This is a genomic window from Moorella sp. E308F (genome assembly GCF_006538365.1).
GTDB lineage: Bacteria > Bacillota > DSM-521 > Neomoorellales > Neomoorellaceae > Neomoorella.
In genome coordinates this window covers 237,896-252,782 of record NZ_BJKN01000001.1, presented here as the reverse complement: position 1 = coordinate 252,782, position 14,887 = coordinate 237,896, and the positions used below count along the sequence as shown (strand labels likewise).

11 protein-coding genes are annotated in these 14,887 nt (G+C 55.2%); all 11 read left to right on the top strand.

Features of this window, described 5'->3' with window-relative positions; translation table 11 throughout:
• Positions 1-39 precede the first annotated feature (39 nt).
• The 11 genes from E308F_RS01160 to E308F_RS01110 all read left to right on the top strand — a co-directional run bounded on the left by E308F_RS01160 (position 40) and on the right by E308F_RS01110 (position 14,836).
• A complete protein-coding gene (locus E308F_RS01160) occupies positions 40-1,698 on the top strand; it encodes a methyl-accepting chemotaxis protein (RefSeq protein WP_141262855.1) in 1,659 nt (552 codons plus the stop codon).
• Positions 1,699-1,770: 72 nt separating this feature from the next.
• Positions 1,771-2,106, top strand: a complete 336-nt coding sequence (locus tag E308F_RS01155) for a hypothetical protein (protein ID WP_172613526.1) — start codon at positions 1,771-1,773, stop codon at positions 2,104-2,106.
• 501 nt (positions 2,107-2,607) lie between these two features.
• A complete protein-coding gene (locus tag E308F_RS01150; RefSeq protein ID WP_141262853.1) occupies positions 2,608-3,828 on the top strand; it encodes a S8 family peptidase in 1,221 nt (406 codons plus the stop codon).
• Positions 3,829-4,013: 185 nt separating this feature from the next.
• Positions 4,014-5,846 carry a sigma 54-interacting transcriptional regulator gene (locus E308F_RS01145; RefSeq protein ID WP_172613797.1) on the top strand — a complete coding sequence of 611 codons (1,833 nt, stop codon included), beginning with the start codon at positions 4,014-4,016 and terminating at the stop codon, positions 5,844-5,846.
• 290 nt (positions 5,847-6,136) lie between these two features.
• Positions 6,137-6,946 (top strand): AAA family ATPase, encoded by an 810-nt coding sequence (locus tag E308F_RS01140; protein WP_141262851.1) that lies wholly within the window; start codon positions 6,137-6,139, stop codon positions 6,944-6,946.
• Between the two features lie 209 nt (positions 6,947-7,155).
• On the top strand, positions 7,156-9,090 hold the full coding sequence (gene cooS / locus E308F_RS01135) for an anaerobic carbon-monoxide dehydrogenase catalytic subunit (protein ID WP_141262850.1): 1,935 nt from the start codon (positions 7,156-7,158) through the stop codon (positions 9,088-9,090).
• On the top strand, positions 9,087-9,572 hold the full coding sequence (locus E308F_RS01130) for a 4Fe-4S dicluster domain-containing protein (protein WP_054936714.1): 486 nt from the start codon (positions 9,087-9,089) through the stop codon (positions 9,570-9,572). Before cooS ends, E308F_RS01130 begins: the two co-directional genes overlap by 4 nt.
• 126 nt (positions 9,573-9,698) lie before the next feature.
• Positions 9,699-11,720 (top strand): hydrogenase 4 subunit B, encoded by a 2,022-nt coding sequence (gene hyfB / locus E308F_RS01125; RefSeq protein WP_141262849.1) that lies wholly within the window; start codon positions 9,699-9,701, stop codon positions 11,718-11,720.
• A gap of 12 nt (positions 11,721-11,732) precedes the next feature.
• Positions 11,733-12,674, top strand: a complete 942-nt coding sequence (locus tag E308F_RS01120) for a respiratory chain complex I subunit 1 family protein (RefSeq protein ID WP_141262848.1) — start codon at positions 11,733-11,735, stop codon at positions 12,672-12,674.
• Positions 12,675-12,697: 23 nt separating this feature from the next.
• Entirely contained in the window at positions 12,698-13,348 is a 651-nt protein-coding gene (hyfE, locus tag E308F_RS01115; RefSeq protein WP_141262847.1) for a hydrogenase 4 membrane subunit, read from the top strand.
• Positions 13,349-14,836 carry a hydrogenase 4 subunit F gene (locus tag E308F_RS01110; protein WP_141262846.1) on the top strand — a complete coding sequence of 496 codons (1,488 nt, stop codon included), beginning with the start codon at positions 13,349-13,351 and terminating at the stop codon, positions 14,834-14,836. It begins immediately after the preceding gene.
• Positions 14,837-14,887 lie beyond the last annotated feature (51 nt).

Sequence of the window (14,887 nt, the reverse complement as noted above, 5' to 3'; positions counted from 1 at the left end):
TATGTTAATATAAAGAATAATGCCGGGAGGTGGAGGAAATTGGTAATTAATCTTCGCACTAAACTTTTCTATTTTATTCTCTTGCTTTTTTTGGCTCTGGGCCCGGGGACGGTAGGAACAGCGCTGGTAGCCGTCCAGGGCGTTAGCTGGCAATTGCTCCTTTTACCGGCCATTGTGGCGGGGGCCCTGGGTTTGATTTTAAGCCTGGTTATCCTTCTCAATCTATACATAAAATGGATGCGCCCCTTGCAACGGGTGATGCAATTTCTTAATTTGCTTGGCGAAGGCGATCCGGTACGAGCAGAACAATCTCTGACCGGGGCGCAGTTAGGGGAGAGTTTCCAGGGGCCGGTAACTGCCGTCCTGGACAGTTTTTACCGCCTGGTGGGTCGCATGCAGCGTACCGCTGATGAACTGTCTTATTTTTCCCGAAATCTCCAGGAAAGCGCCGGTACCAGCCATCGCAACCTGGAAGAGGTAACGGCAGCCATCCAGGAGATTGCCGGCGGTGCCGACGAGCAGGCGGGAGCCACCCAGAAGGTGGCGGAAAATATCAAAACGTTACACAACCTGGCGGAAGATATCAGCGACCGGGCCGGGCTGGGTACGGAGTTAGGGATGGAAGTTAGGAGCAAGGAAGAGGAAGGTCGCCGACTTTTTGAGCAATTACTTCAGGAAATCAAGGCCGGGGCCGCTTCCATCCAGGAGGCGGCCGGCCGCATGCGGCAGCTGGAAAATAAAATGGAGCAGATTAATACCCTGGTCCAGGCGGTCACGGCCATTGCCGATCAGACCAACCTGCTCGCTTTGAATGCCGCCATTGAAGCCGCACGCGCCGGGGAGCAGGGCCGTGGTTTTGCTGTGGTGGCCGAAGAGGTGCGGAAACTGGCCGAACAGTCGGCGGCGGCCGCCCAGAATATAACCTCCCTGGCGGCAGCTATCAGCGAAGAGGCGCGCCAGACAGCGGCCCAGGTGGATAAAAATGTCGAGCTGGTCCGGAGCAACCTCCAGCGCGGGACCCAGGTGAAAGAGAATTTTATGGCCGTAAGCCAGGCGATCAATAAGGCCGCCGAAGTCATGACCAACATCAGCCACCAGGCCCAGAACCAGCTGGCCAGGGTGCGGGAGGTAAACGATGCTGCCACCCGCATGGCAGCCGTGGCCCAGGAAACGGCGGCCAGCATTGAAGAGGTATCGGCTGCAACGCAGGAACAAAAGGCTGCTATGGCGGTGGTGGAAGAGAATACGCGCCAGTTTGCGGCCATGGCGCAGAATTTCTTTACCATAGCTGCCGGTTTTACCCGGGACGGGTGGGACCAGGAACTGCGCCGGGAACTTGTTAACCAGGGTTATGCCTTACTGGAAAAGCTGGCCGCCGATCCTGTTGTTAAGAAAATGGAAGCCGCCACCCTGGCGCCGTTCCTTGACGCCGCCTTCAGCGAGTCAGCTATTATCCAGACCTTGATTGCCACCCTACCGGACGGAGCAACTATTTATAACCGGCCGGATGCGGGAGTGACCAACTGGTCCTTCCGGCCATGGTTCCAGGCGGCCATAAGGGGGGAACGTTATGCCAGCGAGCCCTATGTAACCCAGAGCTCCAACCGGGTGGCCATCACCATCTCTGTTCCTGTACGCGCTGATGACGGCCGCATCATTGGCGTCCTGGCAGCCAATATAGCGCCGGCGGAAAAATAACAGCTGGCGGGCACTAAAGGAGACCGCAGGGCATATAATGATCAAGGGTAAATTTTATGCGAGGTGAGGTATGTGAGTGCTGATCTGGATGCCCTGCGCCAGCGCGTCATTGAAGCAGCTACCAGCGGGAAATCCCTGGGACAGGTTTTTAAAGAAATGGGCATAACGCCCGATAACCCTGCTGTCGTGCAAGAAATAATGGCTCAAGCGGGTATAGATCCTGCTGCCATGTTCCCGGACGGCCAGGTAGATATGGCCAGCTTTGTTAACAACATGACCAAAGATCTGAGCCCGGAGATGAAGAAACAGCTTGCCCAGCTAATTGAAGGGATGGCGGGGGAGATTAATAACGGCCAGCCCCTGCCGCCGGATATCCAGGAGTTTCTCAAAAGCTGGCAAAAAAGTTAAATACATTACCATAGCGGTAACGGTACCGCTAGCAGTATAAAAGGGCCCCGGGTTGGAAAGCCCGGGGCCTTTATATTAAAACCCCGGCGGGGCCGGGGTTTTCCCGCTCATGCATTGGCTGCACTGAGAGGGATGAAGAAGATAAAGAAAATGGGGATGATGATAATCACGATAATAGGAATAAACAACCACCAGAAGTTAAAACCATGGCCGCCCATTAAAAATTCCTCCTACTTAGTATTTAACGGGAACAAGAAGAACAGGAAGATGATGGGGATGATAATGATGACCGGGATGATGATAATAAACCACCACAATAATTCTTGTGTCATTAAAATACCCTCCTTTTCCCTTTGCAGGGACCTTTTCTAGACCTAGCATATGCAGTTCCAGGTCTGATGGTTAATCAGAAAAGGGAAAAATATTTTCTGCCGGCCGGGTTTAATTTATTTAACCCCCTCCAGCAGCAATACATAGAATGGAGCATAGGAGGGGTTAACCATGTGGCCTGTTTTGCTGGCTTATTATGCCGGTGTAGTAGCGATGGCCGGCGTTTCCATTACCCGGCTGGGTAGCGATTACGGCAGCCGGAAAATTATCATGTTCCGCAAGCACCGGCCCTTGAGCAGTTGTCATGAAACAGTCCTGAAAAAGGGCGGGCGGGTAGTACGCGAATTACCCCTGGTGCATGCCCTGGCAGTAAGGATACCGGAACAGGGGCAGGCCCTTGCAGAGCTGGGCTTACACCCGGATGTCCTTTTAATTGAAGACGATTTCCTGGTCCAGACAGTAGCCCTGCCGGCAGTTAAATTGCGGCAAAGGGAGCAGACCATCCCCTGGGGAGTGGAATGTATTGGCGCACCAAAGGCCTGGCAGGAGGCGGCCGGAGAGAAGGTGAAGGTGGCCATCCTGGATACGGGGATTGATGCCAGCCACCCCGACCTGAAAGCTAACATCCGTGGTACCAAGAATATCAAATTTCCCGGCTGGGAGGCCGGGGATGGCAATGGCCACGGTACCCATGTGGCCGGGATAATTGCAGCGCTTAATAATAATTTTGGGGTGGTAGGGGTAGCCCCCCGGGCGGAGATTTATGCCGTCAAGATTTTTAACCGCCGGGGTAATGGTTATATATCCGAGATCATTGCCGGCCTGGACTGGGCGCTGCAAAATAAAATGCAGGTCGTCAATATGAGTTTCGGCACCACCCGGCCGAGTCAAGCCCTGGAAGAGGCCGTCCGCCGGTGCGTCCAGGCCGGCATGGTCCTGGTGGCGGCCGCCGGCAATGAGGGGAAAGAAAATAGCGTCATGTATCCGGCCCGTTACCCCGGTGTCATCGCCGTTTCGGCTATTGACCGGAAGAATAACCTGGCCAGCTTCAGCAGCCGGGGTCCGGAAGTAACGGTAGCTGCTCCGGGCGTTGATATCCTTTCCACCTTCCGGGGCGGTAAATACCGGGCCATGAGCGGCACCTCCATGGCCTGTCCCCATGTTGCCGGGGTTGCAGCCCTGGTGCTGTCCCGGGATGGGCACATATCCGGCAGGCAGGTAGTAAAGACCATCACCAGCACGGCCACCAGGCTGCCGGGTTTAACGCCGGAAGAACAGGGTTCGGGGCTGGTGAACGCCTCTTTCCTGGCGGCCGGGAACCGTATTAATGATGAGGCCAGGGAAGGCCCGGCAGTTACTTCTTTAAATGTGATACCTTCCATGACAAGTTAAATAAAAAGCGACCTGGTTTAGTTCCAGGTCGCTATTACATTTATGGGCTGCGCCTCTAATGACGGGCCTGAAGAACAGAACCGCCTGCTCGAAATCAGAGGGTTCCTTCTTCTTTACTTTTCATATCTTACAGGATAGAATGGAATTGAGCGGAAGCAAAAATGGACGCTGGGGGGAGAAAAGGTATGCTAGCCAGTACCCCGGAGAATACAGTTTATTACCGGGCGGGCTATTCTATTGGCAGTCAGCTTCCTGTAAACGACCTGGAAGAAATACCGGATAAAATAAGCGCCCTGGGAATAGGAAACCTTAAGTTGAAAAGTGTAAAAGGCGGTAAAATAACCGTTAAATGGAATGAATGTTTCACTTGTTCTCATTTTCCGCCTGTAGGCCAGCAATTATGCTATTTGGAAGGGGGCCTGCTCGCCGGGGCTCTCAACAAACTCTTTAAAAAAAGAATAGAGGTCGAAGAAACCAAATGCTGGGGGACAGGGGAACATTATTGCCAGATGGAAGCAACCATATCCCCTGTTTCTGGTCTTGATGAGCCTTATTCCTTCTTTCCCCTCGAAAAAAACAATAGATTGCTTAAAGATCTTACCTTCCAGGCTTTGCTGGCAACTAGAAGCTACCGCCAGGCTACCCTCGGGTCCGAAAAAGAGGTAAAAGGGTTCCCTTTAAGCATCGGGGAAGCCATCTTCCATATAATACCCCTGGGACTGGTGATTACCGATAACCAGGGGAGAGTGGTAGGGATAAATAAGGCCGGCCTCCAAATACTGGGTATTACAGGTCAAAGGGTGCAAGGCCGCATGTTGGAAGAAGTAATCCCTATAGCCCAATACTCCGAAATAATCCAATCCGGCAGACCACGGGTATGGGAATTCCAGAAAACAAAGGGGAATACTATCATCGTCATAGGAACGCCTCTTTGGATCCAATCCGAAATAGAGGGTGTGCTGTACCAGTTTTTTTCCGATGAAAGCGAGCCTGTACGTCTTCTCCTGGAACAGCTTAAAAAAGTAGAAGCCAGAGTTGGCCATAACCCTGCAAACTTCAAACCCGCTGGGTGCCTCTTCAATTTCCGCCACATCCGGACTTTAAATCACTATTTTAGGGACGTTTTAAGCCTGGCCCAGAAAGCAGCCGGGAGCAATGCTACTGTACTCATCCTGGGAGAAAGCGGTACCGGAAAAGGGGTCCTGGCCCAGGCTATCCATGAGGAAAGCCCCCGCCGTAACGCGCCTTTAATAAAAGTAGACTGCGCAGCCATCCCACCGGAACTTCTAGAATCCGAACTCTTCGGTTATGAGGAAGGCGCTTTTACTGGAGCTAAAAAGGGCGGCAAACCTGGAAAGTTTGAACTGGCTCACGGCGGGACCATCTTTTTGGACGAAATCGGAGATATGCCCCTTAATATGCAAGCCAAGCTTTTAAGGGTTTTGCAAGATAAAGAGATTGAGCGGTTGGGGAGCACCCGGACCAGAAAAATAGATGTGCGGGTGATAGCAGCTACCAACAAGGATTTGGAAAAAATGGTACATGAAGGCCGTTTTCGGGAAGATCTCTTTTACCGCTTAAATGTGGTCACGCTAGTGCTCCCACCCCTTAAAGAGCGGCCGGAAGACATACCTCTCCTGGCAGAGGCCATTTTACAAAGGCTAAACAAAGAATATGGGAAAAAATTACGGCTTACTCCCGGCGCTATGGAGAGTCTTCTAAGCTATTCTTGGCCGGGCAACGTCCGGGAATTGGAAAATGTCCTGGAGAGGGCTGCCATCCTGGCTGAAACCCAGGAAATCCATCCCCATCACCTCACGATAGGCTATCATGGTAAAAAGAAAAGGTTGAGGGAGATCTCCCCCCTTTATAAAGTCCGGATAGAAGCGGAAAAGGAGGCCATCATTCAGGCCCTGGAAGCTTTTGGCGGAGAAAAAACAAGGGCCGCCAAGGCATTAGGCCTTTCCCGCCAGGCACTCTATACTAAAATGGCCAGCTATGGCTTGCTTAAAAATTAATGTCAACTCTTTTTAACGTGTAAAACTAAATTGACATCGAGGTTCTTAGGCCGTCAAGCTTTGGCGGCCTTTTTCTTTTGGCACGCTTTTTGCTATAGAACACAAAGGTAGCTTTTGCGTTATTTCATCTTGGTTAAACACTTGATTTTATAACTTCGATTTTATACCTTTTTACCTAATTTACTTAAGGCCATTGCCAGAGTGAAGTAAAGGCCTTTGGTATGGATAATGTCTGCGTTAGCCTTGTTTAGCAAGGGACAGAAGAGAAGCAGAACAGAGGAGGTGTTCAAGTGAAGCTGGCCATTTCCGGGAAAGGTGGTGTCGGCAAGACCACTATCGCTGCCGGCTTAATTAAATATTTTGCCCGGCAGGGTTACCAGGTATACGCCGTCGATGCCGATCCCGATACCAGCCTGGGTATGGTTCTGGGGCTCCCCGAGGAAAGGCTCGGTACCATTAAACCTATCGTGGAGATGCGAGAATTGCTTGCCGAGCGCACCGGCGGCAGCGGCGCCTTCTTTTCTCTAAACCCGGAAGTAGATAGCCTGCTGCAAGATTATACCATAAAGAACGGAAATATCCTTTTTCTGAAAATGGGAGCCATCAAGCCCGGGGGATCGACCTGCTATTGCCGGGAAAATGCCGTCTTAAATGCCATGGTTAATGCCCTAATCCTAAAACACCGGGAAATGGTGGTCCTGGATATGGGGGCTGGCATCGAGCACCTGACCCGGGGTACGGCCCGGGGGGTAGATCTGATGTTGATTATTACCGAGCCCACCCTGGTCAGCGTCCAGACCGCCCGGGTCGTCCAAAAACTGGCCGCTGAACTTGGTATTAAGCGAATAAAGTTTGTAGGCAACAAATTGCGTCAACCCCGGGATAAGGAATTTATCCTCAGCCACCTGCCGCCGGACGATGTCATCGGCCTGATACCCTTCCAAGCAGAAATTTTAGATCAAGCTGCTGGTTTTACCGGTGAGCAGTCTTTTACCGCAGCAGGTATTGCCGAGCTGGCTGCCAGGGTGCTAAACCGACGGGCTATTGCCCCGGACATAGGGGGAACAAATATAACCATAAAAATAAAAGGTGGAGGTTAGGTGTGACATGTGATAATGGGCACGAGTGCAGCAGGAATAGTTGCTGCAGAAACCCTCCGTTCCCTGGTTTTACTCCCCGCGTTTTCAGGGCTGCAGTAGTTGCAGGAAGTTGACCGGACGGAAGGCCGCTGACGCTTTGATATGAAAGCAGGTAATAAAGTTTACAATCCTGCGGCGTTGCCGCATATTCCTCAAGGAGGTCGATGCTGATGGCCAAGTCGTGTAAGGTTTCTCTGGACCCGGCGGTTTGCGAAATGGTGGAAAAGGCCGGGCGCCTGGAGGTGGAGACGGTCTGGGATCGCTACCAGGCGATGCTTCCCCAGTGCGGCTTTGGGGAAACCGGGCTGTGTTGCCGGCACTGCCTGCAGGGCCCCTGCCGTATAGATCCTTTTGGTGGCGAGCCCAAGGCGGGGATTTGCGGGGCTACGGCGGACGTCATCGTCGCGCGAGGCCTGGATCGCGCCATCGCGGCCGGCGGGGCGTCCCACTCGGGCCATGCGAAGCACATTGCCCACACCTTGAAAAAGGCGGTTCGGGGTAAGGCACCGGACTACGCCATTAAAGACAAAGCCAAGCTCCGCAAAGTGGCTGAACGTCTCGGCATTCCCACAAAAGGCAGGAGCGAGGCCGAGATTGGCCTGGCCGTTGCCGAGGCGGCTCTGGCGGACTTTAACGAGAAAGCAACGGAAGCGCCGGTCACGTGGGTGGCCACCACGGTGACCGAGAAGCGGAGCAAGCTCCTTATGGAACGAGGCTTGATGCCTAAGGGGATAGACTACGAGATCGCCGATATTATGCACCGGACGCATTACGGCTGTGACGCAGACCCGATTAACCTCCTCCAGGCGGGGATACGTTGCTCCCTTGCGGACTTTGCGGGTTGCCACATGGGTACCGACTTGTCCGACATCCTCTTCGGCACGCCCCAGCCCGTGGTCAGTGAGGCCAATTTAGGGGTCCTCAAAGCGGACATGGTTAACGTGGCGGTCCACGGCCACAACCCGGTTTTATCCGAAATCATCGTCCAAGTAGCCGAAGAGATGAAGCCGGAAGCCAAGGCAGCCGGCGCCGGGGGTGTGAATGTGGTGGGCATCTGCTGCACCGGCAACGAGGTGCTGATGCGCCACGGCATTCCGTCCTGCACCCATTCGCTCAGCCAGGAGATGGCCCTGATCACCGGCGCCCTCGATGCCGTCGTGATGGATTACCAGTGCATCATGCCCTCTCTCGCTACGGTGGCAGAGTGCATGGGGACCAGGCTGATCACCACCATGGAAACCATGAAGATCCCCGGTGCGATCCACATCCCCTTCGCGGAAGAAAGGGCTAAAGAGATCGCCCGGGAGATCATTCGCCACGCCATCGAGGCCTTCATCCGGCGCCGGGGTAAGCCGGTGGACATACCGCAGAACAGGTCCAAAGTGGTGGCGGGTTTCTCCGCGGAAGCCATCATAAACGCCCTCTCTAAGTTGAATGCCGACGATCCCCTTAAGCCTTTGCTTGACAACATCGTCGCCGGCAACATTCGCGGGGTGTGCCTCTTCTGCGGATGCAACAACGTCAAGGTTCCGCAAGATAGGAACTTCGTCACCATGGCCCGCCGCCTCCTGAAGGAGAACGTGCTGGTTTTAGCCTCCGGCTGCGGCGCGGGGGCGCTCATGCGCCACGGGTTTATGGATCCGGCCAGTGTGGATGAGGTGTGCGGGGAAGGCTTGAAGGCGGTCCTGACGGCCATCGGCGAGGCCAACGGCCTGGGCGGGCCCCTGCCGCCGGTGCTGCACGTGGGCTCCTGCGTGGACACCTCGCGGGCGGTGGCCCTGGCGGTGCCCCTGGCCAACCGGCTGGGTGTGGACACGGATCAACTTCCCGTGGTCGCTTCGGCCCCTGAGGCGACGGCTGAAAAAGCGGTCGCCATCGGCACCTGGGCGGTGACCCTCGGTATCCCCACCCACGTGGGGGTCATGTTGCCGGTGGTTGGTAGCCGCTACGTCACCCAGGTGCTGACGGATAAAGTCCGGGACTTGACCGGCGGTTACTTCATCGTGGAACCCGATCCCGAGTCTGCGGGCCAGAAGCTCCTGGCGGCCATCGACGAGCGCCGGGCCGGTCTGGGGCTCAACGTCCCGGGAGGTGCCCGGCGATGAAACGGAAGGAGATCTTTGTTCGTTATGAACGGTGTACGGGCTGCCGTTCCTGTGAGCTGGCTTGCGCCGTGAGCCACACCGCGGCCCGGAATCTGTTTGGAGCCCTACTGGGGGGCGAAAGGCCGCAGAAGCGCCTCTATGTGGACCAGGTAGGCAGGGTGAAAGCTCCGGCCGTCTGCCGGCAATGCGAGGAGCCGCCTTGCGTGGCCGTCTGCATCACCGGCGCGATGCACAGGCGGGAAGACGGCGTCAACGTGGTCGCCTTGCGCCGGTGCATCGGTTGCTGGATGTGTGCCATGGCCTGCCCCTTCGGTGCAGTGGGCCGGGGCGAAGGTAAGGCCGTAAAGTGCGACCGGGAGTGCCTGGATGAGGAGGGCGTACCGGCCTGTGTGCGAGCCTGCCCCACCGGGGCCCTGGTCTTCCAGACCGTGGAGGAGTTTGAAGCCGAACGGCGCCTGGCGGCCGCTGTTTCATTTAGATAGCGGTTCAGGGCAGGGGCGGGGTGGGGAAGCCCCTTCCCCGCTTCGTGGCTTGAAACTGAGCAAGCTCGGAAGAAGTGCTGTTGTTGCTGATGTAGTGTCATTTAGAGGGGCGGGAGGTAAGGCTAAATGATCGTTCAGCAGTTATTTCTGCTGTCCATTCTCCTGTATGTCGCCGGAGCAGTTGCCTCCCTGGCGCTGAACAGAGCCGGTAAAATTGCCAACTATACTTCAGGAATAAGCGCCTTTGTGGCAGCGAGTGCCGGGATGGCTGCGGCCATCCCGGTCTTCGCTCGTGGTACGGGCTTTACAATGGCAGCGGCGGGGTTTATTCCCTTTGCGCCCTTTGTTATCCGGGTCGATCTCCTTTCTGCCTTTATGGTGCTGGTCATTTCGCTGCTGGCCGCCGCTACAGCTATTTACTCCCTTGCTTATCAGGAGGAGTATGCCGGGAGGGGCGCCGGGGTACTGGGCTTTTTGAATAACATTTTCCTTGCGTCCATGGTCCTGGTGGTTGCTAGCGGCGACGCCTTCTATTTTCTCGTTTTTTGGGAGCTGATGACCCTGGTTTCCTATTTCCTGGTTAGTTTCGACCAGGAAAACCCGGAGAGTGTCAATGCCGGATTTATCTATTTCCTGGTGGCCCATGCCGGGGAAGTAATGATTATGCTGTCATTTATTATATTTTTCGTCTATACGGGCACCTTTGATTTTGCTTCCTTCCGCAATGCAAACCTTCCGCCGGCTACCAAACACCTGGCCTTCTTGCTGGCTTTCTTCGGGTTCGGGGCCAAAGCCGGTATTATGCCACTCCACTTCTGGCTGCCGCGGGCTCACCCTGCGGCTCCTTCCAACGTTTCCGCCCTCATGTCGGGTGTAATGATTAAAACCGCTATCTACGGCATACTCAGGGTCAGTGTCGATTTCCTCGGCGCTTCCGTTTGGTGGTGGGGCCTTACGGTCCTGGCCTTCGGAGCAATCTCGGCGGTTCTGGGTGTGCTTTATGCAATAAATGAAAATGATCTCAAGCTGCTGCTGGCCTATTCCAGTATCGAAAACGTGGGGATCATCCTGATGGGCATCGGTGCTGGCATGATTGGCATAGCCAGGGGAGAACCCGTTCTGGGAATGCTCGGCATCTTGGCGGGGCTCTATCACCTGGTAAACCATGCTGCCTTTAAAGGCCTCCTTTTTCTCGGGGCAGGCTCGGTAATCTATCGCCTCCACACCAAAAACATGGAGGAGATGGGCGGGCTGGCCAGGCGAATGCCGTGGACCGGATTGGCTTTTTTGACCGGCGCTCTGGCCATCGCGGCTATTCCCCCTCTCAACGGTTTTGTCAGTGAATGGTTTATATACCAGTCCCTGTTAATGGCGAGCACCAGCAGCTTCCTGGCGGTCAAAGTGCTGTCACCCCTTTTGGCAATTATGCTCGCTCTAACGGGCGCCCTGGCGGCGATGTGCTTTGTAAAAGCTTATGGGGTCACTTTTACCGGTCCCTGGCGCAGCAATCGCGCCCGGGAGGCCAGGGAAGTGCCGGTGCCGATGCTTGCCGGGACGGCGATTTTAGCGGTTGGCTGCATTGCCCTCGGGCTGGGCGCACCGGTTGTTGCTCCTTATATTGGCAATGTGGCCGCGGCGTTGCTGGGCGCCTCTCCGGTCCGGGTAAGTGACGGGCTGCTGGTATTTCCGGCAAGCAGCGCCCGGGCGGTGCTTTCCCCGCCCCTCCTTGCCCTTCTCCTGGTGGGGTTTGTCACGTTACCCCTGTTAATTGCCGGGATGCAAGGTGGGATGCAGGCCGGGCGGCGGATCGATGCCGAGCCGTGGGCATGCGGATATAAATACTCACCGCGGATGGTGTACGCGGCTACCGCCTTTGCCCAGCCATTAAGGGTGCTTTTCCGCCCGGCCTATTTGCTAAGGACCACCCTCGCGGGGCCGGGCTATACCATTGCGGCGTATGGCAAGGAAGCAGTGGTCTACGTCGCCCGTGTGGAGTCGCTGTGGAAAGATTACCTCTACGGTCCCCTGTTACGGGGTACGGTACGTCTGGGTAAACGGGTGCAAGCCCTCCAGATAGGGAATGTCCGGCTGTATTGCCTGTATATAATCGTAACGCTCGTAGTCCTGCTGGTAGCAACGGTCAGATAGGAGGAGAGAAAGATGCCCGGTAACGAGTTGCTCCCCATCGGCCTGGCGCAGGCCTTGCTCGTCCTGCTGGTAGCGCCTCTTTTTACGGGCTTTTCCCGCACTTTAAGGGCAAAGCTGCACTCCAGGAAAGGTCCCGGTATTTTGCAGAACTACCGGGATATCTTCAAACTCATCAAAAGGCAAGAGGTGGTGCCTGCCCAGACCAGCTGGGTCTTCCGGTTTACTCCCTATGTGGTTATGGCAACCACCCTGCTCGTTGCCATGGTGATTCCGATTTTAACCCTGCAGTCGCCCCTGGGGATGGCCGCTGATCTCATCGCTGTCGTTTACCTGTTCACCGTGGTCCGCTTCTTCTTTGCCCTTGCAGGTCTGGATTCCGGCAGCGGGTTCGCCGGAATAGGGGCCAGCCGGGAGATGGCCCTGGCCGTGCTCGTAGAGCCAACTATTATCCTGGTGCTGTTTGTGGTCGCCCTTCTCGCCGGGACGACCGATCTGGGAACAATCAGCCAGAAGGTGGCGGCCGGTGAGATATCATATTTTAGCCCGGCAGTCTGGTTGGCCATGGCTTCCTTTGCTGTCGCCACCTTCATCGAAACCGGCAAGCTGCCCTTTGACCTGGCGGAAGCAGAACAGGAAATCCAGGAGGGACCCCTTACGGAATATTCCGGTCGCTCCCTGGCCCTCCTGAAATGGGGTTTATATATGAAGCAGGTTGTGGTGATCGCCCTGTTTCTGGCCGTTTTCTTCCCCTATGGGAGCGCGGCGGTGGTCAGTACTTCCTCCCTCCTGGTATCCACGGCTGTCTTTTTATTGAAGGTTGCCGGTTTTTACGTTATCGCTGCCCTGCTGGAAAACAGCATGGCCAGATTACTCCTTTTTAAGGCCCCCGCAGTAACCTGGGCGGCTTTCGGCATAGCCTTGCTGTCCTTCGTTTTCTACCTGGCCAATGTTTAATAGAAGCGGGAGGGGATCTGATAGTGTCCGGTACCAGCGTAGTCAACGCCCTGGCTGTGCTGCTCATCCTGACCTCGATGCTGGTGGTGGAAACCAGAAAGCTCCGGAGGGCGGCGTACATGTACAGTATCCAGTCCCTGGTCCTGGTGGCGATTTTTCTGTCCCTGGCCGTATTTATGCAGGCGGAACCGCTGTACATCTGGTCCATTACTGCCCTCATCACCAAGACCTTCCTGGTGCCCTATCTCATCATCAGGACCCTCAAAACGGTAGGGAACCAGGAAGAGGAGGGGCCGGCACTGGAGACAAGCTCGTCTGTTTTTCTTGCGGTGGGCCTGGTGGCTTTATCGTTCGTGATAGTCGAGCCTTTTCATATGCATGCGGTACTAAAGTTGAAGGTTGCGCTGGCGGTTTCTATAGCCCATTTTCTCCTCGGGTTGCTCTGCATACTTGCTAGAAGAAATGCCCTCAAGCAGATATTGGGCTATTGCCTGATGGAAAACGGCTCGCATTTGACCCTGGCCATCATGGCTTATAACGCCCCCGAGACAGTAGAAATCGGCATCCTGACCGATGCGGTTTTTGCGGTCCTGATCATGACTATCATCGCCAGGCGCCTCTTCAAGGTCTTCGACACCCTGGATACGGATAAGTTCACACTACTAAAGGGTTAGGTGATAGAAGTGGGGGAGAATATTTTATACTACTTGCCCGCGGTGCCCCTTGGAACGGCCCTGATCGCTTTTGGGATAAGGTCCCGGCGCATGGTGGAGGTTGTGCACTTGGCCGGGATTAGCAGCGTGGCTCTTCTCTCCTTGCTGCTGGTGCAGTATGTCCTGAGGGGACAAACGCTGCTGGCCCTGGACGGGATGCTCTACGCCGACGGCCTCACGGCGCTCCTGGTTCTTATCATCGGGGTGGTAGGGTTTCTGGACGGTTTTTATTCTATAGGATATTTGCGACATGACCTGGCGCAGGGCCGGGTTGATGCGAAGGGCGTCTGCTCTTACTACGGTTTTTACCATCTACTTTTGTTGACGATGGTTTTTGCTGCTATATCTAACAATATTGCTATTATGTGGGTTGCGATAGAAGCAACCACCCTGGGCTCGGCCTTCCTGGTCGGGTTCTATAAACACAAGACTGCGGCGGAAGCTGTCTGGAAGTACGTCCTGATCTGTAGCGTCGGCCTGGCCTTTGCCCTGTACGGGACCATCCTGACCTACTCCAGTGCCTTTGCTGTGGTGCAGGACGCCCACAGGGCGATGCTATGGACTGAGTTAGCAGGGATGGCCCGGGGACTCGACCCGCAGGTGATGAAACTGGCCTTTGTCTTCATCTTGATCGGTTACGGCGCCAAGGTCGGCCTGGTTCCTATGCACACCTGGTTGCCTGACACCTACAGCGAGGCCCCGAGCCCGGTTAGCGCCCTGCTGTCGGGTGTACTGATGAAGTGCGTGTTATTTGGTATATTAAGATATTATCCCATTACCTTGCAGGCCGTCGGCAAGGAATTCCCCCAGACCCTGCTCCTCATCTTCGGCCTTCTCTCGGTGGGTGTCGCGGCTTTCTTCATCCTGGTGCAGAACGACATTAAAAGGAAGCTGGCTTACAGTAGTGTTGAGCATGTAGGCATCATCGCCACCGGTCTGGGCGCAGGAGGGCCGCTGGGAATACTTGCCGCGCTCTTTCACGTCATCAACCATAGCCTCACTAAATCCCTTTTGTTCTGCACGGTGGGCAATGTGGCTCGCAAGTATGGTACCAGGGACGCCCAGAAGATCCGGGGAATGCTAAAGGTGGCCCCCTTTACTGGTTTTATGTTCATGGCCGGCCTTCTTGCTGTGGTCGGTGCACCGCCTTTCAGCATCTTCGTAAGCGAGTTTATGACCCTGGCGGCCGGACTGCAAGGTGGGTATTTCTGGCCGATGATACTCTTTCTTGTCCTTCTGGTGATCGTTTTTGTCGCATTTATTATCCTTATAAGCGACACGGTACTCGGTTTTCCTCCGGAGGACCTCCCCCGGGGTGACGCCGGGTGGCTGTGCTTGTTGCCCATCGGGATCCTGTTCGTGCTCATGGCCGGGCTGGGGATACATGTACCGGCCCCGCTAAATCAATTACTGCAGGGCGCAGCCAGCGTTGTCCTGGGAGGTAAATAAAATTGTCAGCAAAAGGTCGATCCCATTAATGAGGGATACTGGAGGTGCGCT